The sequence below is a fragment of the Virgibacillus sp. NKC19-16 genome, assembly GCF_021560035.1.
GTDB lineage: Bacteria > Bacillota > Bacilli > Bacillales > Amphibacillaceae > Virgibacillus_L > Virgibacillus_L salidurans.
The window spans coordinates 1,431,158-1,446,691 of the sequence record NZ_CP074373.1 but is presented as its reverse complement, the minus strand read 5'-3'; the positions used below and the strand labels follow the sequence as shown (position 1 = coordinate 1,446,691).

The window sequence follows — 15,534 nt, the reverse complement described above, 5'->3', positions numbered from 1 at the left end:
CTTGTCTGGCCAGTGGACTGGGTCCATTGGCCTTTTTTACATATTACTCAGTTGTTTCAGGCTGTTTGTCTTCTTTCGATTTACTTGATGTTTCATCATCGTCCATTAACTGATTCGTTGATTTTTTAAATTCGCGTAGCGTCTGCCAAAAGCACTTCCAATCTCTGGCAGTTTCTTCGGTCCTAAAATTATCAACTATTTTTGCCTTGTTATAATATAAACCTAAAATTCACTCAATTCTCTTCAAAAAATCCAATCTATTGAAAACAACTCTTTCTTGCTTTATCTATTTTCCCTAAGCAATTATTTGCTTCTATTATCCTAATATTTCTACTTTGATGTTTTGTATTTAATCTAGTAGGGTAGATAGTGAGACATAGGAAAGTTTCCTTATATAAGCCGGTAATTACACAACAATAGACGCGACATCGAAGAGATAAAAATTTTTGATAGGAGTGTTTATAATGGAAGATCTTTATCCATCACGGCAAAATAACAAACCGGAGATATTAAAACGGAAGGATCCTGTGATTCACACAGAACGATCAAAAGATAATCAAGCCCCTATTTCCAAAGAACAGCTTGATTCATATGAACGAAATGGCTTCTTGCAGATTGAGAATTTCTTCTCACCTCAGGAAGTAACGGATATGCAAAACGGTATTTTCGAACTGCAGGACTCCAGTAGAGACGTAACTTCTGAGAAAGTAATTCGTGAGCCGCAAAGTGAGGAAATCAGATCAATTTTTCACGTGCATAATGATGACAATTATTTTAAACAAGTTGCGAATGATCAGCGCCTACTCGATATCGTAAACTACCTTCTTGGTAGCGATGTCTATATACATCAATCTCGAATTAACTATAAACCGGAATTCTCAGGAAAAGAATTTGATTGGCATTCGGATTTTGAAACATGGCATGTGGAAGATGGAATGCCGCGGATGAGGGCTGTTAGTCTATCGATCGCCTTGTCCGACAACTATACATTTAACGGGCCTTTAATGCTTATACCTGGTTCCCATAACTACTATGTCAGCTGCGCGGGCGAAACACCTGATGATAACTATAAAGATTCGCTGCAGAAACAAAAGCTTGGTGTCCCTGATCATGATAGCCTGCGTTGGTTAGCTGATCAAGGAGGCGGTATATCAGTGCCAACCGGAAAAGCTGGTGCCATCACCTTATTTGAAAGCAATACCATGCATGGATCGAGCGGTAATATTACGCCATATAGCCGCAATAACTTATTCATGGTATATAATAGCGTTGAAAACGCACTAGTAAGACCGTACTCAGGAGGGAAAGAACGTCCTGAATTCATTGCTGTACGAGAAGGTGCTGCAATGTTAAGCGGAAGTAGATAAGAAGCTGACAGGGAAACTTTCCTGACATAGAATTACTGGCACATAAAATTGGGCTGCCTCAAAAGGAGTGTTTACTTCTTTTGGGGCAGTTTTTTCTCTTCTGTTGATGAACATAACCGAATAAAATCCATCCCACACAAATAACGATATTATCATACAACGAAAGTAGATCTTTAAATGGAGATTTCCGAACTACTGCTAAGAATTATAGTATCCTTTTTAGTAATATTTGTTCTAACAAGAACCATGGGAAGAAAAGAAATTAGTCTTATAGATAATAAAGATGATTATGTCTAAGCAAAAGAACCTGTCGCACCTGAGGCTCTTTTCATTTGTCCAACTAAGCATAAAAACGCTGAAGAAATACCATTATCAGCGTTTTGTAAAATAATTACTATTCTCTATCCCAAAAACGTTGCTTCGCGATTGCAGAGACAAAATCCTTTTCAAAGTCCGGATTATTTGCTGCAAAAACAACACCAGCTAGGTTATTACTTTTTGATGCATGCATATAAGACTGTCCAGTTGAGGCAATACCAATTGGTTTATAGTGTTTATATGCTTCATTTAAAAAATTCATAACACCTTGATGGAATTTTGCTTCATTTTCAGAACCTCCCCCAACGACATAGAGTGAGTCATATAAGACAGGATAGGTTCCAGTAAATGTCTTATTGACGTTGAGTGGTGTACCATCTGCACCTGTGACAGTACCAAGCTTTGCACTTATGATGTCTATGAAAACCCCGCAGTGATGTAGGTAGTCAAGAACACTACTTACCTCTCTACCGTTAAAACCATCGTTAATAAGAACAGCGACTTTTTGCGTATAGGCAGAAAACCGCGTATTGCTTAGGGCAGGAGAACTTTGTTCAACCGGGACATGTGGACCCTTTGGAGGATTGACGCCAATATTTTCAGCGATTGCGGTTGCCATTCCTGTATCAACGTTGCCAAACATATCGACAACTTGCTGCCTGACTGATTTACTCTGTACATATTCGAGGTGAAAGTTAAATGTTTCTACAATGTTTTGTTTCTCAACAGGTGACATACTATTCCAAAAAAGTCTTGGCTGTGTGAAGAAATCATAGAACGATTCTCCCCCGCGTTCCCGCGTTTTGTGTCCATCTACTTTTTCCGGGTAATGCGCATAACCACCTTCTTCAGGAGGGGTCTCTGCTGGTGTATTTCCTGCTAAAGAATTTTCATGATAGTTTACGGAATCGACATCAATTCGATGACGTGCAACGCCTTGTCGTTGATTAAAGTTCCTTTCGACAATAGGCTGGTTGATCGGAATATTATTAATATTTGCCGTACCAAGTCGATGATAATCCGTATCCCTGTAGGCAAATGATCTGCCCTGCAACACGGGATCATCAGTGAAGTCAATCCCCGGAACAACCGTTGCTGGGTCAAATGAGGACTGTTCTTCTTCTGCAAAGTGATTATCAACGAGCCGGTTCAACGTCATTTTACCGATTATTTCAACAGGAACAACTTCTTCCGGCCACAGTTTCGTGTCATCTAGAAGATCAAAGTCATACTTGAATTCATCTTCCTCAGCGATCAACTGCACACCGAGTTCATATTCTGGATATGCCCCACAATTAATAGCCTCATGTAAATCTCGTCGATGGAAATCCGGATCTACCCCTCCAATTGTATTCGCTTCATCCAGTAACAATGAATGAACGCCAAGCATAGGTTTCCATACAAATCTGACAAATGTTGACTTCCCCTGTTTATTGATAAATCGAAACGTATTGACTGGCCATCCTTCCATCATTCTCCAGCTTTTTGGACGGCCCCGACCGGACATAAGCCACATAACGAAATGAGCAATTTCCTGATTATTGGCGATATAATCCCAGGCATTATCATGCGCAATAGTCGCTTGCGGAACCCCAGTTCGCGGATTCGGTTTAACTGCATGCGTTAAATCTGAAAATTTCATGGCATCCATAACGGCGAAGATAGCAAATGAGAGTCCCAACATATCATAATTTCCTTCTTGTGTGTAAAACTTGGTTGCAAAACCACGTATATCTATTGCTGTATCCTTGGAGCCCTTACTTCCTATAAAATTGGAAAATCGGACGAATACAGGTGTTTTGGTGCCAGGTTCTTGCAAGAAGTGAGCTCTTGTGACATGTCTCATTGATTTATATAACTCAAATTCTCCATATGCCCCATCGCCTCTTGCATGAACCACTTTTTCCGGGATCCGTTCTCTACTAAAATGTGACTGCTTTCTATAAAAATGAAAGTCTTGAAATAATGTAGGTCCACGCTTTCCTGCTTTTAAGGACCACCGATCATTTGAAATTTTAAACCCGGCATCATCCGTCATTTTCTTGCCTGGACCTGTGTTTTTCTCCCGGTATTGTTCTAGTTGCTCATCTTTTTTATCCTCCCTCCCTGTTCTTTCATTTTCTGATGATGACTTATCATCCATGTAATCACTTCTTTCCCCGTTAAAATTTTCATCCCATGTTATACATATGCACACGTAGAACATTTCTATGATTAAAATAGGTATCTTTAACCATAATAGGAATATAAGTAATCACTAATGGAGGATCTAAATGCCAGATTTTGTAATAATCGTCATACGCTCTATATCTGCCTTCCTTTTTATTTTACTCCTGACAAGAATCCTTGGAAAAAAACAAATCGCACAGCTTACCTTTTTCGATTACATTACAGGTATTTCTATTGGCAATATGGCTGCTTCTGCGGCTATTGATACGAATATGCAATTAATAGATGGGATAATAGGGATATTTATATTTAGTATATTGTCAATGATAATTGCATTTGGGGCTGTAAAATCTCTAAAGTTTAGGCAAATCGTAGAAGGCAGTCCAATTATTGTAATGAGAAATGGAAATGTTCTGGAGAAGAACTTAGCCAAAGTTAGGATGACATTTGATGACCTCATGTTGGGTTTAAGAGAAAAAAGCACGTATAAGTTATCGGATGTTGAAACAGTAACACTGGAAACAAACGGAGAATTAAGTGTGATGAAGAAGTCAGAATATCAACCTTTAACCCCCAAAGATATTGGAATGATGGTGGAACCTGAACATACACCATCGTTAATCATTATTGATGGAAAATTATTGAGGAAGCGCTTGAATTACCTTGGGTATACAGAGGAGTGGCTACTTGGAGAAGTGATGAAACAAGGTGCCGAACATTTTAAAGATGTCTTCCTAGCACAAATCGATTCAAAAGGAAAAGTTTATGTTGATCTATATGATGATAAAGAAAAAGCACCACAAATGAAACAAAAACCACTTCTTGCAGCACAACTGAGGAAGATGCAAGCAGATTTAGAAGGTTTTGCGATCCAAACAAATGATCAAAATGCAAAGCAGATGTATTATAATCAATCAAAAGAACTTCAAGATCTCATCGACAACATCAATCCATTTCTTAAGGAATAAGCTTTGCTGAAAGAATAGAAAACTTTCCCCTAACATAAATCCATTTACATAAAAACCAAAGAGGCTGCTTTAAGCTTTTAGCGAAAGCAGCCTTTTTGGCATGAAATGGGAGTTCCAATCACAAACTTATTTCTGAGGTGCAGAAGGTGTTGAAATACTCGATAATGCCTGTTCTGCGGCAGTGTTCGATTGGTTGTCTACAGCAATATCTCCTAAAGCGACCATTCCAACCACTTGTCCATTTTCTACAACAGGCAAACGGCGTATTTGTTGCTCGGACATCAACTGTGCCGCCGCGTGTACATCCATATCAGGTGTACCCTGTACGACTTGTTGTGCAGTCATAGCCTCTGATATAGGTGTTTGAGCAGCTTCGCCTTGAGCTGTTGATCGGAGCGTAATATCGCGGTCTGTTATAATACCAGTCATTTGACCAGTGTTATTAACAACAGGAATCGCCCCGATATTATGCTCACTCATCACGGCTGCTGCTTCCTGTAGAGACTGTGTTTCCTTCACTGTAAATACATTTGATGTCATAATGCTTCCTAAGTTTTGCTGCATGAAAATAACCTCCCTTTCAATTCCTAGTCTTGTTCATTGTACATATAATATGAGAGGCAGATTTTGCATGTATTGTATTTATTTATAAACGCATTAAATACATTTATTTTATTCTGAAATTTATGTATAATAGTAATTACAATATAAAAATAAAGAATTAAAGGAGAATGTAAATGGATGAAAGTGGCATTTTAAAGGTAGTAGCGAATAGTGAACTTATCTATCCGGACAAAGAAAAGGGACAAGCTACATCTATTGGAAGCAGTGAAGCTTTTCAGGAACTTCTTGAACAATCGCGAGTGGATCCTACTTCCTTCTGGGATAGCGTTGCACGTGAGCTTGTGTGGTACGAGCCATGGAAGGAAACAATAAGTGGAGCTCTTCCAGATTTTCAGTTCTTTACAGGTGGAATCAGCAATCCATGTGTAAACTTACTGGATCGGCATGTCGAAAATGGTGCAGGAAACCGAACTGCTTTAATTTGGGAAGGTGAAAATGGCGATACGAAATTTTATACGTATAATATGCTACTTGCAGAGGTGAATCGATTTGCAAACGTCCTACGTTCATTTGGTGTTAAAAAAGGCGATTGTGTAGCGATTTACCTGCCAAATCTTTCAGAGGCGTTTATCGCTGTGTTAGCCTGTTTTCGAATTGGAGCAATTTTTAACAACATTTTTTCCGGCTATTCGGAAAAATCATTGAAAGATCCTCTCACAAATTTTGAAGCTAAAGTTATCGTAACAGCAAATGCAACACAGCGCCGTGGTAAATTAATTCCTTTGAAAGAAAAAGTCGATCAGGTACTGGAGGAAATCCAGCCGGTTGAAGCTGTCATTGTTGTCAATCGTCTAGATTCGGATACTGAAATGAACGTGGGCCGTGATTATTGGTGGGACGAACTGACGCAAAAAGCAAGCATTGACTGTGAACCGGAAAGAATTGAAGCAAATGAACCTGGTATTGTATTTTACACAAGTGGGACGACAGGAAAACCAAAAGGAGTCGTCCATTCCGGGATGGCATTTGTTATTCAAAATTACATTTACGCCAAGTATCACATGGATCATCAGCCTGACGATGTTTTCTGGTGTACTGCTGATGTCGGTTGGTTAACCATGCATATCTGGGGGATTGTTGGCTCTCTGGCAAATGGTGTGACAACGATTGTCTATGAAGGTGCACCCAATTATCCAACGAAGGATCGCTTTTATCAAATCATCGAAAAATACCGGGTCAACAAACTATTTACCGCCCCCACTGCACTCAGAATGTTGAAAAGCATGGGTGAAAAACCTTTGCAGCAATATGACTTATCCTGTCTTGATGTCATTTCGCTTGTCGGTGAGCCGTTTGATATGGAATCATGGAAATGGACATATGAGGTACTCGGCAAGAAAAATATTTATTTGAATAACACATGGGGGCAGACCGAAACAGCAGGAGCTCCAATCGCAGGAGCAGCTTGGCTAACACCTATGAAACCTGGGGCTACTGGGCTGTCCTTTTTAGGTGCCACATTCGATGTTGTTGACAGCGAGGGAAATTCCGTTGAACCTGGTACACTAGGAAATTTAATTATTAAGAAACCATTTCCAATGCTATGCCGGACACTTTGGAAGGAACCGGAACGCTACTACGGCGCCTATTTCAGCCAAGTGGATGGAAGTTATTTTGCCAGTGATTTAGCTTTAGTCGATAAAGATGGTTACTTATGGGTTGTCGGACGTTCGGATGATGCGCTTAATGTTGCAGGCCACCGATTGAGTACGATGGAAATGGAAAGTGCTGTTTTAGAATGTGAGGATGTCTCTGAAGCTGCTGTAATTGGAGTCCCTGATGAGATTAGAGGGGAAGTTCCAGTTGTATTTGCACGCGTGTCAGATGATATTAATGAATTGGAGACAATAAAGGAAAAAATCTATCAGCGGATTGAGCAGCAAATTGGCAAGATCGCACGTCCAAAAGCTATTATTTTTGCTGAATCATTACCGAAGACCGTTAGTGGAAAAATCATGCGTCGCCTGCTAAAGGAGGTCATTACAGAAGGAACGGTCAAAAGTGATGTAACAGGGCTTGAAGATCCAGAAGCTGTAGAGCATCTTAAAGAAATTGTTGGGGCAAGCACAACTAGAAACTAAAAAAATGACAATACAGTCACTTGTTTAATTTTAGCAAGTGACTGTATTTCTAATTAAATCATGCAATACTTTTTTCGAGATAACATAATTAATCTACGTATTAATATTATATATAGGTACATAAATTACAATAAAAAAGGTGGAATCGTTTTTGATAAACAACCAAAAGCTGCTCATCATAGGTGGGGATGCCAGATATCTGGAGGTTATTGAAAAATTAGCTGCTGAGGATGCAACTGTTTTTTTAGTTGGATTCGATCAAATAAGCTTTGACGACTCTAACGTTCAGCAAGCAAACTTGGATACAGTTGATATGAGTATTATAGATGCCATTATATTGCCTGTCGCAGGTACAAACACAGCAGGAGAAGTAGAAGCTACTTTTTCCGATAAAACAATTTCTTTATCCGAAGATCTGTTTAGACAAACACCAGAGCATTGTATTGTTTACACAGGTACATCCAATTCGTTTTTAGATCAAGCAGCTGCATCAACCAACAAGAAATTAGTCCGTTTGTTTGCTCGTGATGACATGGCAATATATAATTCTATTCCAACTGCTGAAGGCGCATTAAAACTGGCAATGGATGAATTAGATGTCACCATTCATGGGTCGAACGTGATGGTACTTGGTTTTGGAAGAGTTGGCATCACTGTTGCTCGACTCTTTGATTCCGTTGGGGCAAATGTTAGTGTCGGTGTAAGAAATTCTGCTGATGTTGCTCGGATTACGGAAATGGGGGTAAAGCCTGTTCAACTGGCTAACTTAGAGAAAAAGATTGGCGATGTTGATATTTGCATTAATACCATCCCACATCCTGTTATTGATTCCAAGATTATTTCGGCCATGGACAAATCCACTCTCCTTATAGATCTCGCTTCGAAACCCGGAGGCACTGACTTTGAATTTGCGGAACAAGAGGGAATTAAAACATTACATGCGCTCGGATTACCGGGGAAAACTGCACCTAAATCCGCTGGTAAGATTATTGCAAGAGTGCTTCTGGAATTGTTGGAAAAATAATGAAACACCCCCAAAAAAGGTTCCTATATGAACGCTTTTGGGGGCGTTTTTTATAAAATTACACAAAACTTACCTCCATCGCAATGCAATAAGTAATCGGCAGCATTCCAGATCCGTATTAGGAGCTTGTGACCTGAATTCCAACCGTAAATTATCAGGATTATAAGACACATCCACTTCTGTTGCAATGTCTAAGGAATGAATTAGTCGATTAACCTCCACCTCATCTGAAACTTGTGCAGCTTTCATCAATTTCGCATCAAATTCTTTTGACGCAGTTAATTTATCAAGAACTACATTAGCATCATTCATCAGTTTCTTCGTTTCATTAGCTGACTGATGAAAAAGGACAGGATCAACCGGTGGGTATTGGCGAGATGGCCAGAAAGCATGATGATAATAAGGTGGGTAGTAGTAAACAGGGGGATGCACATAATACATAAACAGACCTCCCTTCATAAATAACATCATATGCAATAATGCTTTTCTCAGGGAATGAACAGACTCACTTTCGTTTTACATATTCATAAAATTCCATTATTCTTACTCTAGAGAGAGGAGTGATTCTATGTCAAATGATGTAGATCAAATCGTATATAAATTGTTAGATGCACACAGGACGAAGAATCCAATTGATTTTATAAGAAATGATTATACATTAGATGAACAAACTGCATACGAGGTACAGAAACATTTCGTTCAGAAAAAATGTGAGCTTTATGATCAAGAAATAAGCGGCTATAAAATCAGTATGACAAGCCCGAAAACGCAGGAATTAGCAAGCACGAATGAACCGGCCTATGGCACGTTAACAACGAATAGTCTTGTAAAAAATTCAAGTACAATCGATATAGTTAATTTATTTGATCCGCTAGTTGAGCCTGAATTGATGTTTATTCTGACAGATGATTTATCCATCGGCGCAGCGGAAGATGAGATTCTGGCTAAAAGTAAAATTGCTGCTGGACTAGAAATTCCCGATTCCCGTTATAAGGATTGGTTCCCAAATTTCTCATTAGCAGACCTTTTATGTGATAACGGAGTAACCGGTCGTGTGGTTGTTTCTGAACCTGTTAACCCGCCATCCTTTAAGGATTTAGAAGAAATTAGAATGGAATTAAACCATAATGGAGAGATGATCGGGGAAGGAAAATCAGACAATGTACTGGGAAATCCCACTTCATCCGTAGCATGGCTGACGAAGAAATTAGCAGTTCGTCATATCAGCTTGAAAAAAGGGATGGTTATTTCATCAGGAACTTTTATTTCCCCTCTTCGGCTTGAAAAAGGAACGTATAAAGCTACATACAGTACGATAGGTAATGTTCAAGTGACGATCGAATAGATAATTCATCCCTTTCAGTTTCTTCTGGACGGGATGTTTTTCATTTATTGATTTCTTTTCCCCAAAGTAACCACTGGATTCTTCTCTAGAAATATCTAAAACTAATGAAAACGCCCGTTCACTAATGAGGCTCCTGTCATCTACTATACTAATACCTAATTACAGGAGTGAAATATAGATGAAACTCAAGAAATTTGTTGACGCGTTACCGATTGTGAATGCTTTAGAACCAATACAAAAAATAACAAAGGTGCGTATTATGAAGTACAGATGGAGGAATTTACACAAAAATTGCATCGAGACTTAAGGCCGACTCGATTGTGGGGATACTATCGCCAATTTCCCGGTCCGACAATTGAAGTCAACAAGGGCGATCCAATACAGGTGAAATGGATAAATAACCTTCCCGCAAAACATATCCTCCCAGTTGACAGATCGATTCACAATGTAGCACATCACCCTGAAGTACGGACAGTTACCCATTTACATGGGAGTGTGACCAGGCCGGAAAGTGATGGCTACCCTGAGGCGTGGTATACCAAAGGATTTAAAGAAGTTGGCCCGTTTTTCGAAAGGGAAATATACGAATATCCCAATCAACAGCGGGCTACGCTGCTATGGTACCATGACCACGCGATGGGGCTCACAAGGCTCAATGTTTATGCAGGGCTTATTGGCATGTATATCATTCGAGATGAACAGGAAAAAGCATTAAATCTGCCAAAAGATAACTTTGAAATTCCACTTGTGATTCTTGATCGATCATTCAATGATGATGGTTCTCTGTTTTACCCTCGCCAGCCGGATGATCCAGCAGATGACTTACCAGATCCTTCCATCGTACCAGCCTTTCTTGGTGATAAAATTATTGTGAATGGTAAGGTATGGCCATACTTCGAAGTGGAACCAAGGAAATACCGCTTCCGGATCCTTAACGCATCGAATACACGAGGTTATCAACTATCGCTTGATTCAGGGCAGTCTTTTTACCAAATTGGTTCAGATGGTGGCCTGATGCAAAAGACAGTAAAAATAAACAAACTGGCAATGGAACCGGCAGAACGAGTTGATGTCATCCTGGATTTTTCAAATCATGACGGTGAAACAATTATTTTAAAAAATGACCTTGGCCCAGATGCTGATCCCGAAGACGAAACGGATGAAGTAATGCAATTTAACGTAAACGTACCTCTTTCAGGTAAGGATCATAGTACCATTCCAAGAATATTATCCCGTATCCCTTCCCTAAAGAGGAACAACATTACGACAATGCGAAATTTAAAGCTAATCGGTTCTACCGACGAATTTGGACGCCCTTTATTACTGCTGGATAATAAAAAATGGATGGATCCAGTCACAGAAAAACCTCGGTTAGGCGATACCGAGATTTGGTCTTTCATTAACATTACCGGATTTGCGCATCCGATTCATATTCATTTAATTCAATTTCAAATGTTAGATCGACGTCCATTTGACCTGGACCAATATAATGAAGATAGAAGAATTGTATTTACAGGAAAGGCCACAGCTCCAGAACCAAATGAACGAGGTTGGAAAGACACGGTTTCAGCACCTTCCGCACAGATCACTCGTGTTATTGCTAAATTTTCTCCCTATACCGGAGACTATGTCTGGCATTGCCACATTCTAGAACATGAGGATTATGACATGATGCGTCCGCTTACCGTCATCAACTCTGAAGATTTATAAAGCTTTATATTTTTGTTGGAAACAACCCTCCATGATAATTTTCCTTCTTTTAAGCAAAATAAAAGAGATTGGAGGGATTTATGTGGATAAAAAGAAAAGAAAGCAACGAGCGGAGAGTGTTGTTGCCCCGGGTATGGATGAAGAAGATTCTTATGGTGAAAAAGCAACCAAGGCCGAAGTTGAACAGGAAGAATCGACTAAAGTTACAAGGCTTGTAAATGATGAATATGACCCAAGTGGAAAATAATATGTTGTTGAATGGTTCTTGGCGACCGAAATCTTGGGAAAAGCATCCTAACGGGCGCCATGAGCTGTTCATGGCGACTGAAATCTTGGAAATGCAGTCTTAATGGGCGCCATGAGTTGTTCATGACGACTGAAATCTTGGAAATGCAGCCTTAACGGGCGCCACGAGCTGTTCATGATGACCGAAATCCTGAAAATGCAGCTTATAACGTTGCCATGAGCGGTTCATGACGACCGAAACCTTGGAAATGCAGTCTTAACGGGCGCCATGAGTTGTTCATGACGACTGAAATCTTGGAAATGCAGCCTTAACGGGTGCCATGAGCGGTTCATGAGGACCGAAATCTTAGAAATGCAGCCTATAACGTCCTCATGAGCGGTTCATGACGACCGAAATCTTAGAAATGCAGCCTATAACGTCCTCATGAGCGGTTCATGGTGACCGAAATCTTGGAAAAGAAGTCTGATACACCAGTATGTAAAGTTAATAGCAAGATTTGTTCTTCGCTTTTTGTGAAAGTATACAACCTTGACCACTGGATCGTTTATATTGATTTGGATAAAAAAGAATATCACAGAAATTAATACTCCAACTTACTCCCTTTAACTTTTCACTCGAAAATAACTTCTTTCATTGAGTCTTTCTCTTCCAAACCATTTTTCTCCCTATAAATCTTTTACAAATTCCATGTAAACCACCGACCATGGCTATCTGTTTCTCCTACAATAAAATTGTGTTCATTGCCGTCCAGATAGTAGTCCAGATGCAACTCACCGTCCCACATATTATTGTATAGATGAAAGGTGTCCCGCTCCTTGCCCATATTTCTTATTTCTTCTAAAAGCATTAATTTATCCTGGTTTGAAAACTGATTCGCTACGTGTGTATGGAACACAATTATTGCTGAATCTTTAGGAATTTCCTTAATGATCTCAGGCAATAACGCGACCCCGTCTCCCTCGATTAAATTCAAATGGTTCCTTGTGGCATAATTTGCCGCGCGTTCAAATAATTCCCGTCTGTCATTGTGCTCCGGCCAAATTAACGCTTTTAACCACAAGAAATCATCAGGATCATTTAGATCACTTACATGTAAATCAATCCCTGTTCTGGATGCAACCGGCGGACTATTCTTACGTAAAAGCGGGAAACCTCTCCCCTCCACCTCCCCATTAATTTGAACAATAGAATCATTATTTCCATATACATCATCTGTTTTATAGGTGTAGCTGTATTTATCCCACAACAGTTGCAAGCCAGCACTCGTTCCTATTTCTATCAACGCCAAGGGCTTCTGCACTTTCTCATATGCAAAACAAAAACTGGGATAAAGGTAACTACAACGCCTAACCTCATTAGTTTGGACTAATTTACGTTGCATTACTGTAATTATTTCATCACTGTATTTCTTACAAAAATCCTTGAGATAGGGAAAACATTGATTTGGATTCTCGGGGGTATCTGTGATGCTTCCATAAAAATTCTTCAAATGATGTGATGTACCTTTTAGTAAAAGAAAATGCACAGCACCAAAAAATAAATTCGGAATTGGTTGCCCTCCCTGGGAATTGGTGCACAATTCTAATAACCCTTCATCTTCAGCTGTTCTTTCAGACAAAATTTCATATAAATTGCTTGATCCTCTGCACTCATTAACAGCAAAACTCTTAAAACGGTGGAAAATTACTGATTTATCCATGGAGACTCCTCCGTCACTTTTTGAATTAAATACTCCAAATCTTGACACCTATATTATCATAAAATTCACACCATTTTAATGGCGAAAACTAATTTTTTTATACACTAATACCCCCAAATCAAATTTCATTTCGATTATTGCTATAGAAACAGCTAGGGTGTTTCACTACTATAATCGGCGAAATTAAGAATTTAGGGGTAGAAAAGCGTGAATTTATTTTAAAGGACCTCTAGAAATAAAAGAACCCTTCTATTCGGGTCCCTCAGAGTAATCCTCTTAAATCGTACTATCAATAAATAATGTCAATACTTTAGCACCCTCATTGTCCACAGGGATAAATAAATGGGATTTTGATCCTTGAAAATAGGCACTGTCACCTTTTTCCATGTAATGCTCTTCTCCATCATAATACAAGTAAATTGCACCTTCGAGAATAAATATAAATTCATCCTGGGAATGGGTATAGGTCTCTTGCCGATGGTTCGTATGTTTAGGTGTCACGTGAACAATGGTTGGTTCTACACCATTATATTGGGATCTGTTCGCGAGCAACTCATAGGAGTAGCCCATATTCTCGTCTCCAATTTTAGACTGTCTGTTTGCTTTTGAAAGTAGTACCAGTTCTTGTTCTGATTTGTCATCCAGCACCCATGAGAGAGGAACCTCTAGAGCATCACTGATTTTGGATAATGTAGCGATTGCAGAAGCGGCTTGGCCGTTTTCGATTTTGGATAATAAGCTTTTGGAGATGCCGCATTCATCTGCAATTTGCTGTTGTGTTTTTTTGCTGCGTGCACGCATTTGTTTTATTTTTTTACCTATATTATCAAGATTTATGGTAACTCTCTCCTTTGCCATTTAAGTCGAATATATGCCTTTAATCATAGAATAGCTCGGCTTTACAGTCAAGGAGAGAATCTTTAAACCTTTAACACATGAATATGATCGATTAGGCCGTACTTACATAATGAGCAAGTGTCTTACTTGGCAATTCCTTTCCCAATTTATTCTGCATAAATAATGCTGCCTCTTGTATTTTACGTTCCTGAATCCCTGTTTTCACACCTAAACCATGCAGGAGATACAGCACATCATTTGTTGCTACATTGCCTGCTGCTCCCGGTGCATAAGGACAACCGCCCAAGCCTCCAACAGAACTATCAAATCGAGTTATGCCGTATTGCAGGGATCGCATAATATTAGCGATAGCCATTCCTCTTGTGTCATGAAAATGCATGATAATTTTCTCTTTCGGATAGCGGGATAACACCGCTTCAAGCAGCTGATCCACTTGGGAAGGAACAGCCGAACCGATTGTATCTCCAAGTGAAATATCATCTGCACCATATTCCAACAATTGATCACAAACACGGATAACTTCTTCAGGCGTTATTTTTCCTTCAAACGGACAATCAAATACGGTTGAAACATAGCCTGTTACACGTTTTCCTTCTTGTTTCGCCTCTTGGATAACGTCACGCATTACGGGAAAAGTTTCTGCTATTGTTTTATTTATATTTTTTTTATTGTGGGTTTCGCTTGCTGACATAAACACCGAAGCCCCATCAATCCCAGCTTCCAGCGCATGTTCAAGCCCCTTCCTATTTGGGACAAGCGCCGAATAGAAGACACCCGGATGTTTGATTATCCGCTTTCCAACTTCTCTGGCGTCAGAAAGATTCGGTATCCATTTCGGATGGACAAACGAGGAATACTCAATCTCCCTAACGCCTGATTCGGAAAGCATATTAATCCAAGCAACTTTATCGTCAGTTGAAATCCAGCTCTTTTCATTTTGCAAACCGTCTCGAGGTGCCACTTCTTTTATTTGAACAAAATCTGGCCAATTCTTCATGGTTTCCCCTCCTATTAATCATAGATGATGAAACATTTTCCTTCTATATAAGAATACGCTTACAAAAAATATTAGTTTGTTAGTTCAATTCTATTCAACTTTATATATTTATATTCAACTTTGTTGA

At 39.4% G+C, this 15,534-nt stretch carries 12 protein-coding genes and 2 pseudogenes; 7 read left to right on the top strand and 7 right to left on the bottom strand.

The window, feature by feature from the left end; all coding sequences use genetic code 11:
- Positions 1–43: 43 nt before the first annotated feature.
- A pseudogene (locus KFZ58_RS07535) lies at positions 44–195 on the bottom strand (twin-arginine translocase TatA/TatE family subunit).
- Positions 196–464: 269 nt separating this feature from the next.
- Here KFZ58_RS07535 and thpD point away from each other — a divergent pair.
- The gene (thpD, locus tag KFZ58_RS07530) at positions 465–1,367 is read left to right on the top strand and encodes an ectoine hydroxylase (protein ID WP_235794194.1); all 903 of its coding nucleotides are present in this window, start codon (positions 465–467) and stop codon (positions 1,365–1,367) included.
- 394 nt (positions 1,368–1,761) lie between these two features.
- Here thpD and KFZ58_RS07525 read toward each other — a convergent pair whose 3' ends face one another.
- Positions 1,762–3,828 carry a catalase gene (locus KFZ58_RS07525; RefSeq protein ID WP_235794193.1) on the bottom strand — a complete coding sequence of 689 codons (2,067 nt, stop codon included), beginning with the start codon at positions 3,826–3,828 and terminating at the stop codon, positions 1,762–1,764.
- Between the two features lie 130 nt (positions 3,829–3,958).
- Between KFZ58_RS07525 and KFZ58_RS07520 the strand changes: the two genes are divergently transcribed.
- Positions 3,959–4,822, top strand: coding sequence for a DUF421 domain-containing protein (locus KFZ58_RS07520; RefSeq protein WP_235794192.1), 864 nt, complete (start codon positions 3,959–3,961; stop codon positions 4,820–4,822).
- Positions 4,823–4,948: 126 nt separating this feature from the next.
- Here KFZ58_RS07520 and KFZ58_RS07515 read toward each other — a convergent pair whose 3' ends face one another.
- Complete coding sequence (locus tag KFZ58_RS07515; RefSeq protein WP_235794191.1) at positions 4,949–5,386, bottom strand: CBS domain-containing protein; 438 nt, start codon at positions 5,384–5,386, stop codon at positions 4,949–4,951.
- 173 nt (positions 5,387–5,559) lie between these two features.
- Here KFZ58_RS07515 and KFZ58_RS07510 point away from each other — a divergent pair, with 173 nt between their 5' ends.
- The gene (locus KFZ58_RS07510) at positions 5,560–7,527 is read left to right on the top strand and encodes an acetate--CoA ligase (protein WP_235794190.1); all 1,968 of its coding nucleotides are present in this window, start codon (positions 5,560–5,562) and stop codon (positions 7,525–7,527) included.
- A 151-nt stretch (positions 7,528–7,678) separates the two neighbouring features.
- Entirely contained in the window at positions 7,679–8,551 is an 873-nt protein-coding gene (dpsA, locus tag KFZ58_RS07505) for a dipicolinic acid synthetase subunit A (protein WP_235794189.1), read from the top strand.
- Between the two features lie 69 nt (positions 8,552–8,620).
- Here the strand turns inward: dpsA and KFZ58_RS07500 are convergent, their stop codons facing one another.
- A complete protein-coding gene (locus KFZ58_RS07500; RefSeq protein WP_235794188.1) occupies positions 8,621–8,992 on the bottom strand; it encodes a YuzC family spore coat inner layer protein in 372 nt (123 codons plus the stop codon).
- A gap of 127 nt (positions 8,993–9,119) precedes the next feature.
- Between KFZ58_RS07500 and KFZ58_RS07495 the strand changes: the two genes are divergently transcribed.
- The 3 genes and pseudogenes from KFZ58_RS07495 to KFZ58_RS07485 all read left to right on the top strand — a co-directional run bounded on the left by KFZ58_RS07495 (position 9,120) and on the right by KFZ58_RS07485 (position 11,853).
- Positions 9,120–9,896 carry a 2-keto-4-pentenoate hydratase gene (locus KFZ58_RS07495; protein ID WP_235794187.1) on the top strand — a complete coding sequence of 259 codons (777 nt, stop codon included), beginning with the start codon at positions 9,120–9,122 and terminating at the stop codon, positions 9,894–9,896.
- Positions 9,897–10,074: 178 nt separating this feature from the next.
- Positions 10,075–11,606, top strand: a pseudogene (locus tag KFZ58_RS07490) (multicopper oxidase family protein).
- An 82-nt stretch (positions 11,607–11,688) separates the two neighbouring features.
- Complete coding sequence (locus tag KFZ58_RS07485; RefSeq protein ID WP_235794186.1) at positions 11,689–11,853, top strand: hypothetical protein; 165 nt, start codon at positions 11,689–11,691, stop codon at positions 11,851–11,853.
- A gap of 676 nt (positions 11,854–12,529) precedes the next feature.
- Here KFZ58_RS07485 and KFZ58_RS07480 read toward each other — a convergent pair.
- The 3 genes from KFZ58_RS07480 to KFZ58_RS07470 all read right to left on the bottom strand — a co-directional run bounded on the left by KFZ58_RS07480 (position 12,530) and on the right by KFZ58_RS07470 (position 15,407).
- The gene (locus KFZ58_RS07480; protein WP_235794185.1) at positions 12,530–13,552 is read right to left on the bottom strand and encodes a DUF2332 domain-containing protein; all 1,023 of its coding nucleotides are present in this window, start codon (positions 13,550–13,552) and stop codon (positions 12,530–12,532) included.
- 276 nt (positions 13,553–13,828) lie between these two features.
- Entirely contained in the window at positions 13,829–14,410 is a 582-nt protein-coding gene (locus KFZ58_RS07475; protein WP_235794184.1) for a helix-turn-helix domain-containing protein, read from the bottom strand.
- A gap of 91 nt (positions 14,411–14,501) precedes the next feature.
- On the bottom strand, positions 14,502–15,407 hold the full coding sequence (locus tag KFZ58_RS07470; RefSeq protein WP_235794183.1) for a hydroxymethylglutaryl-CoA lyase: 906 nt from the start codon (positions 15,405–15,407) through the stop codon (positions 14,502–14,504).
- Between the last annotated feature and the right edge of the window lie 127 nt (positions 15,408–15,534).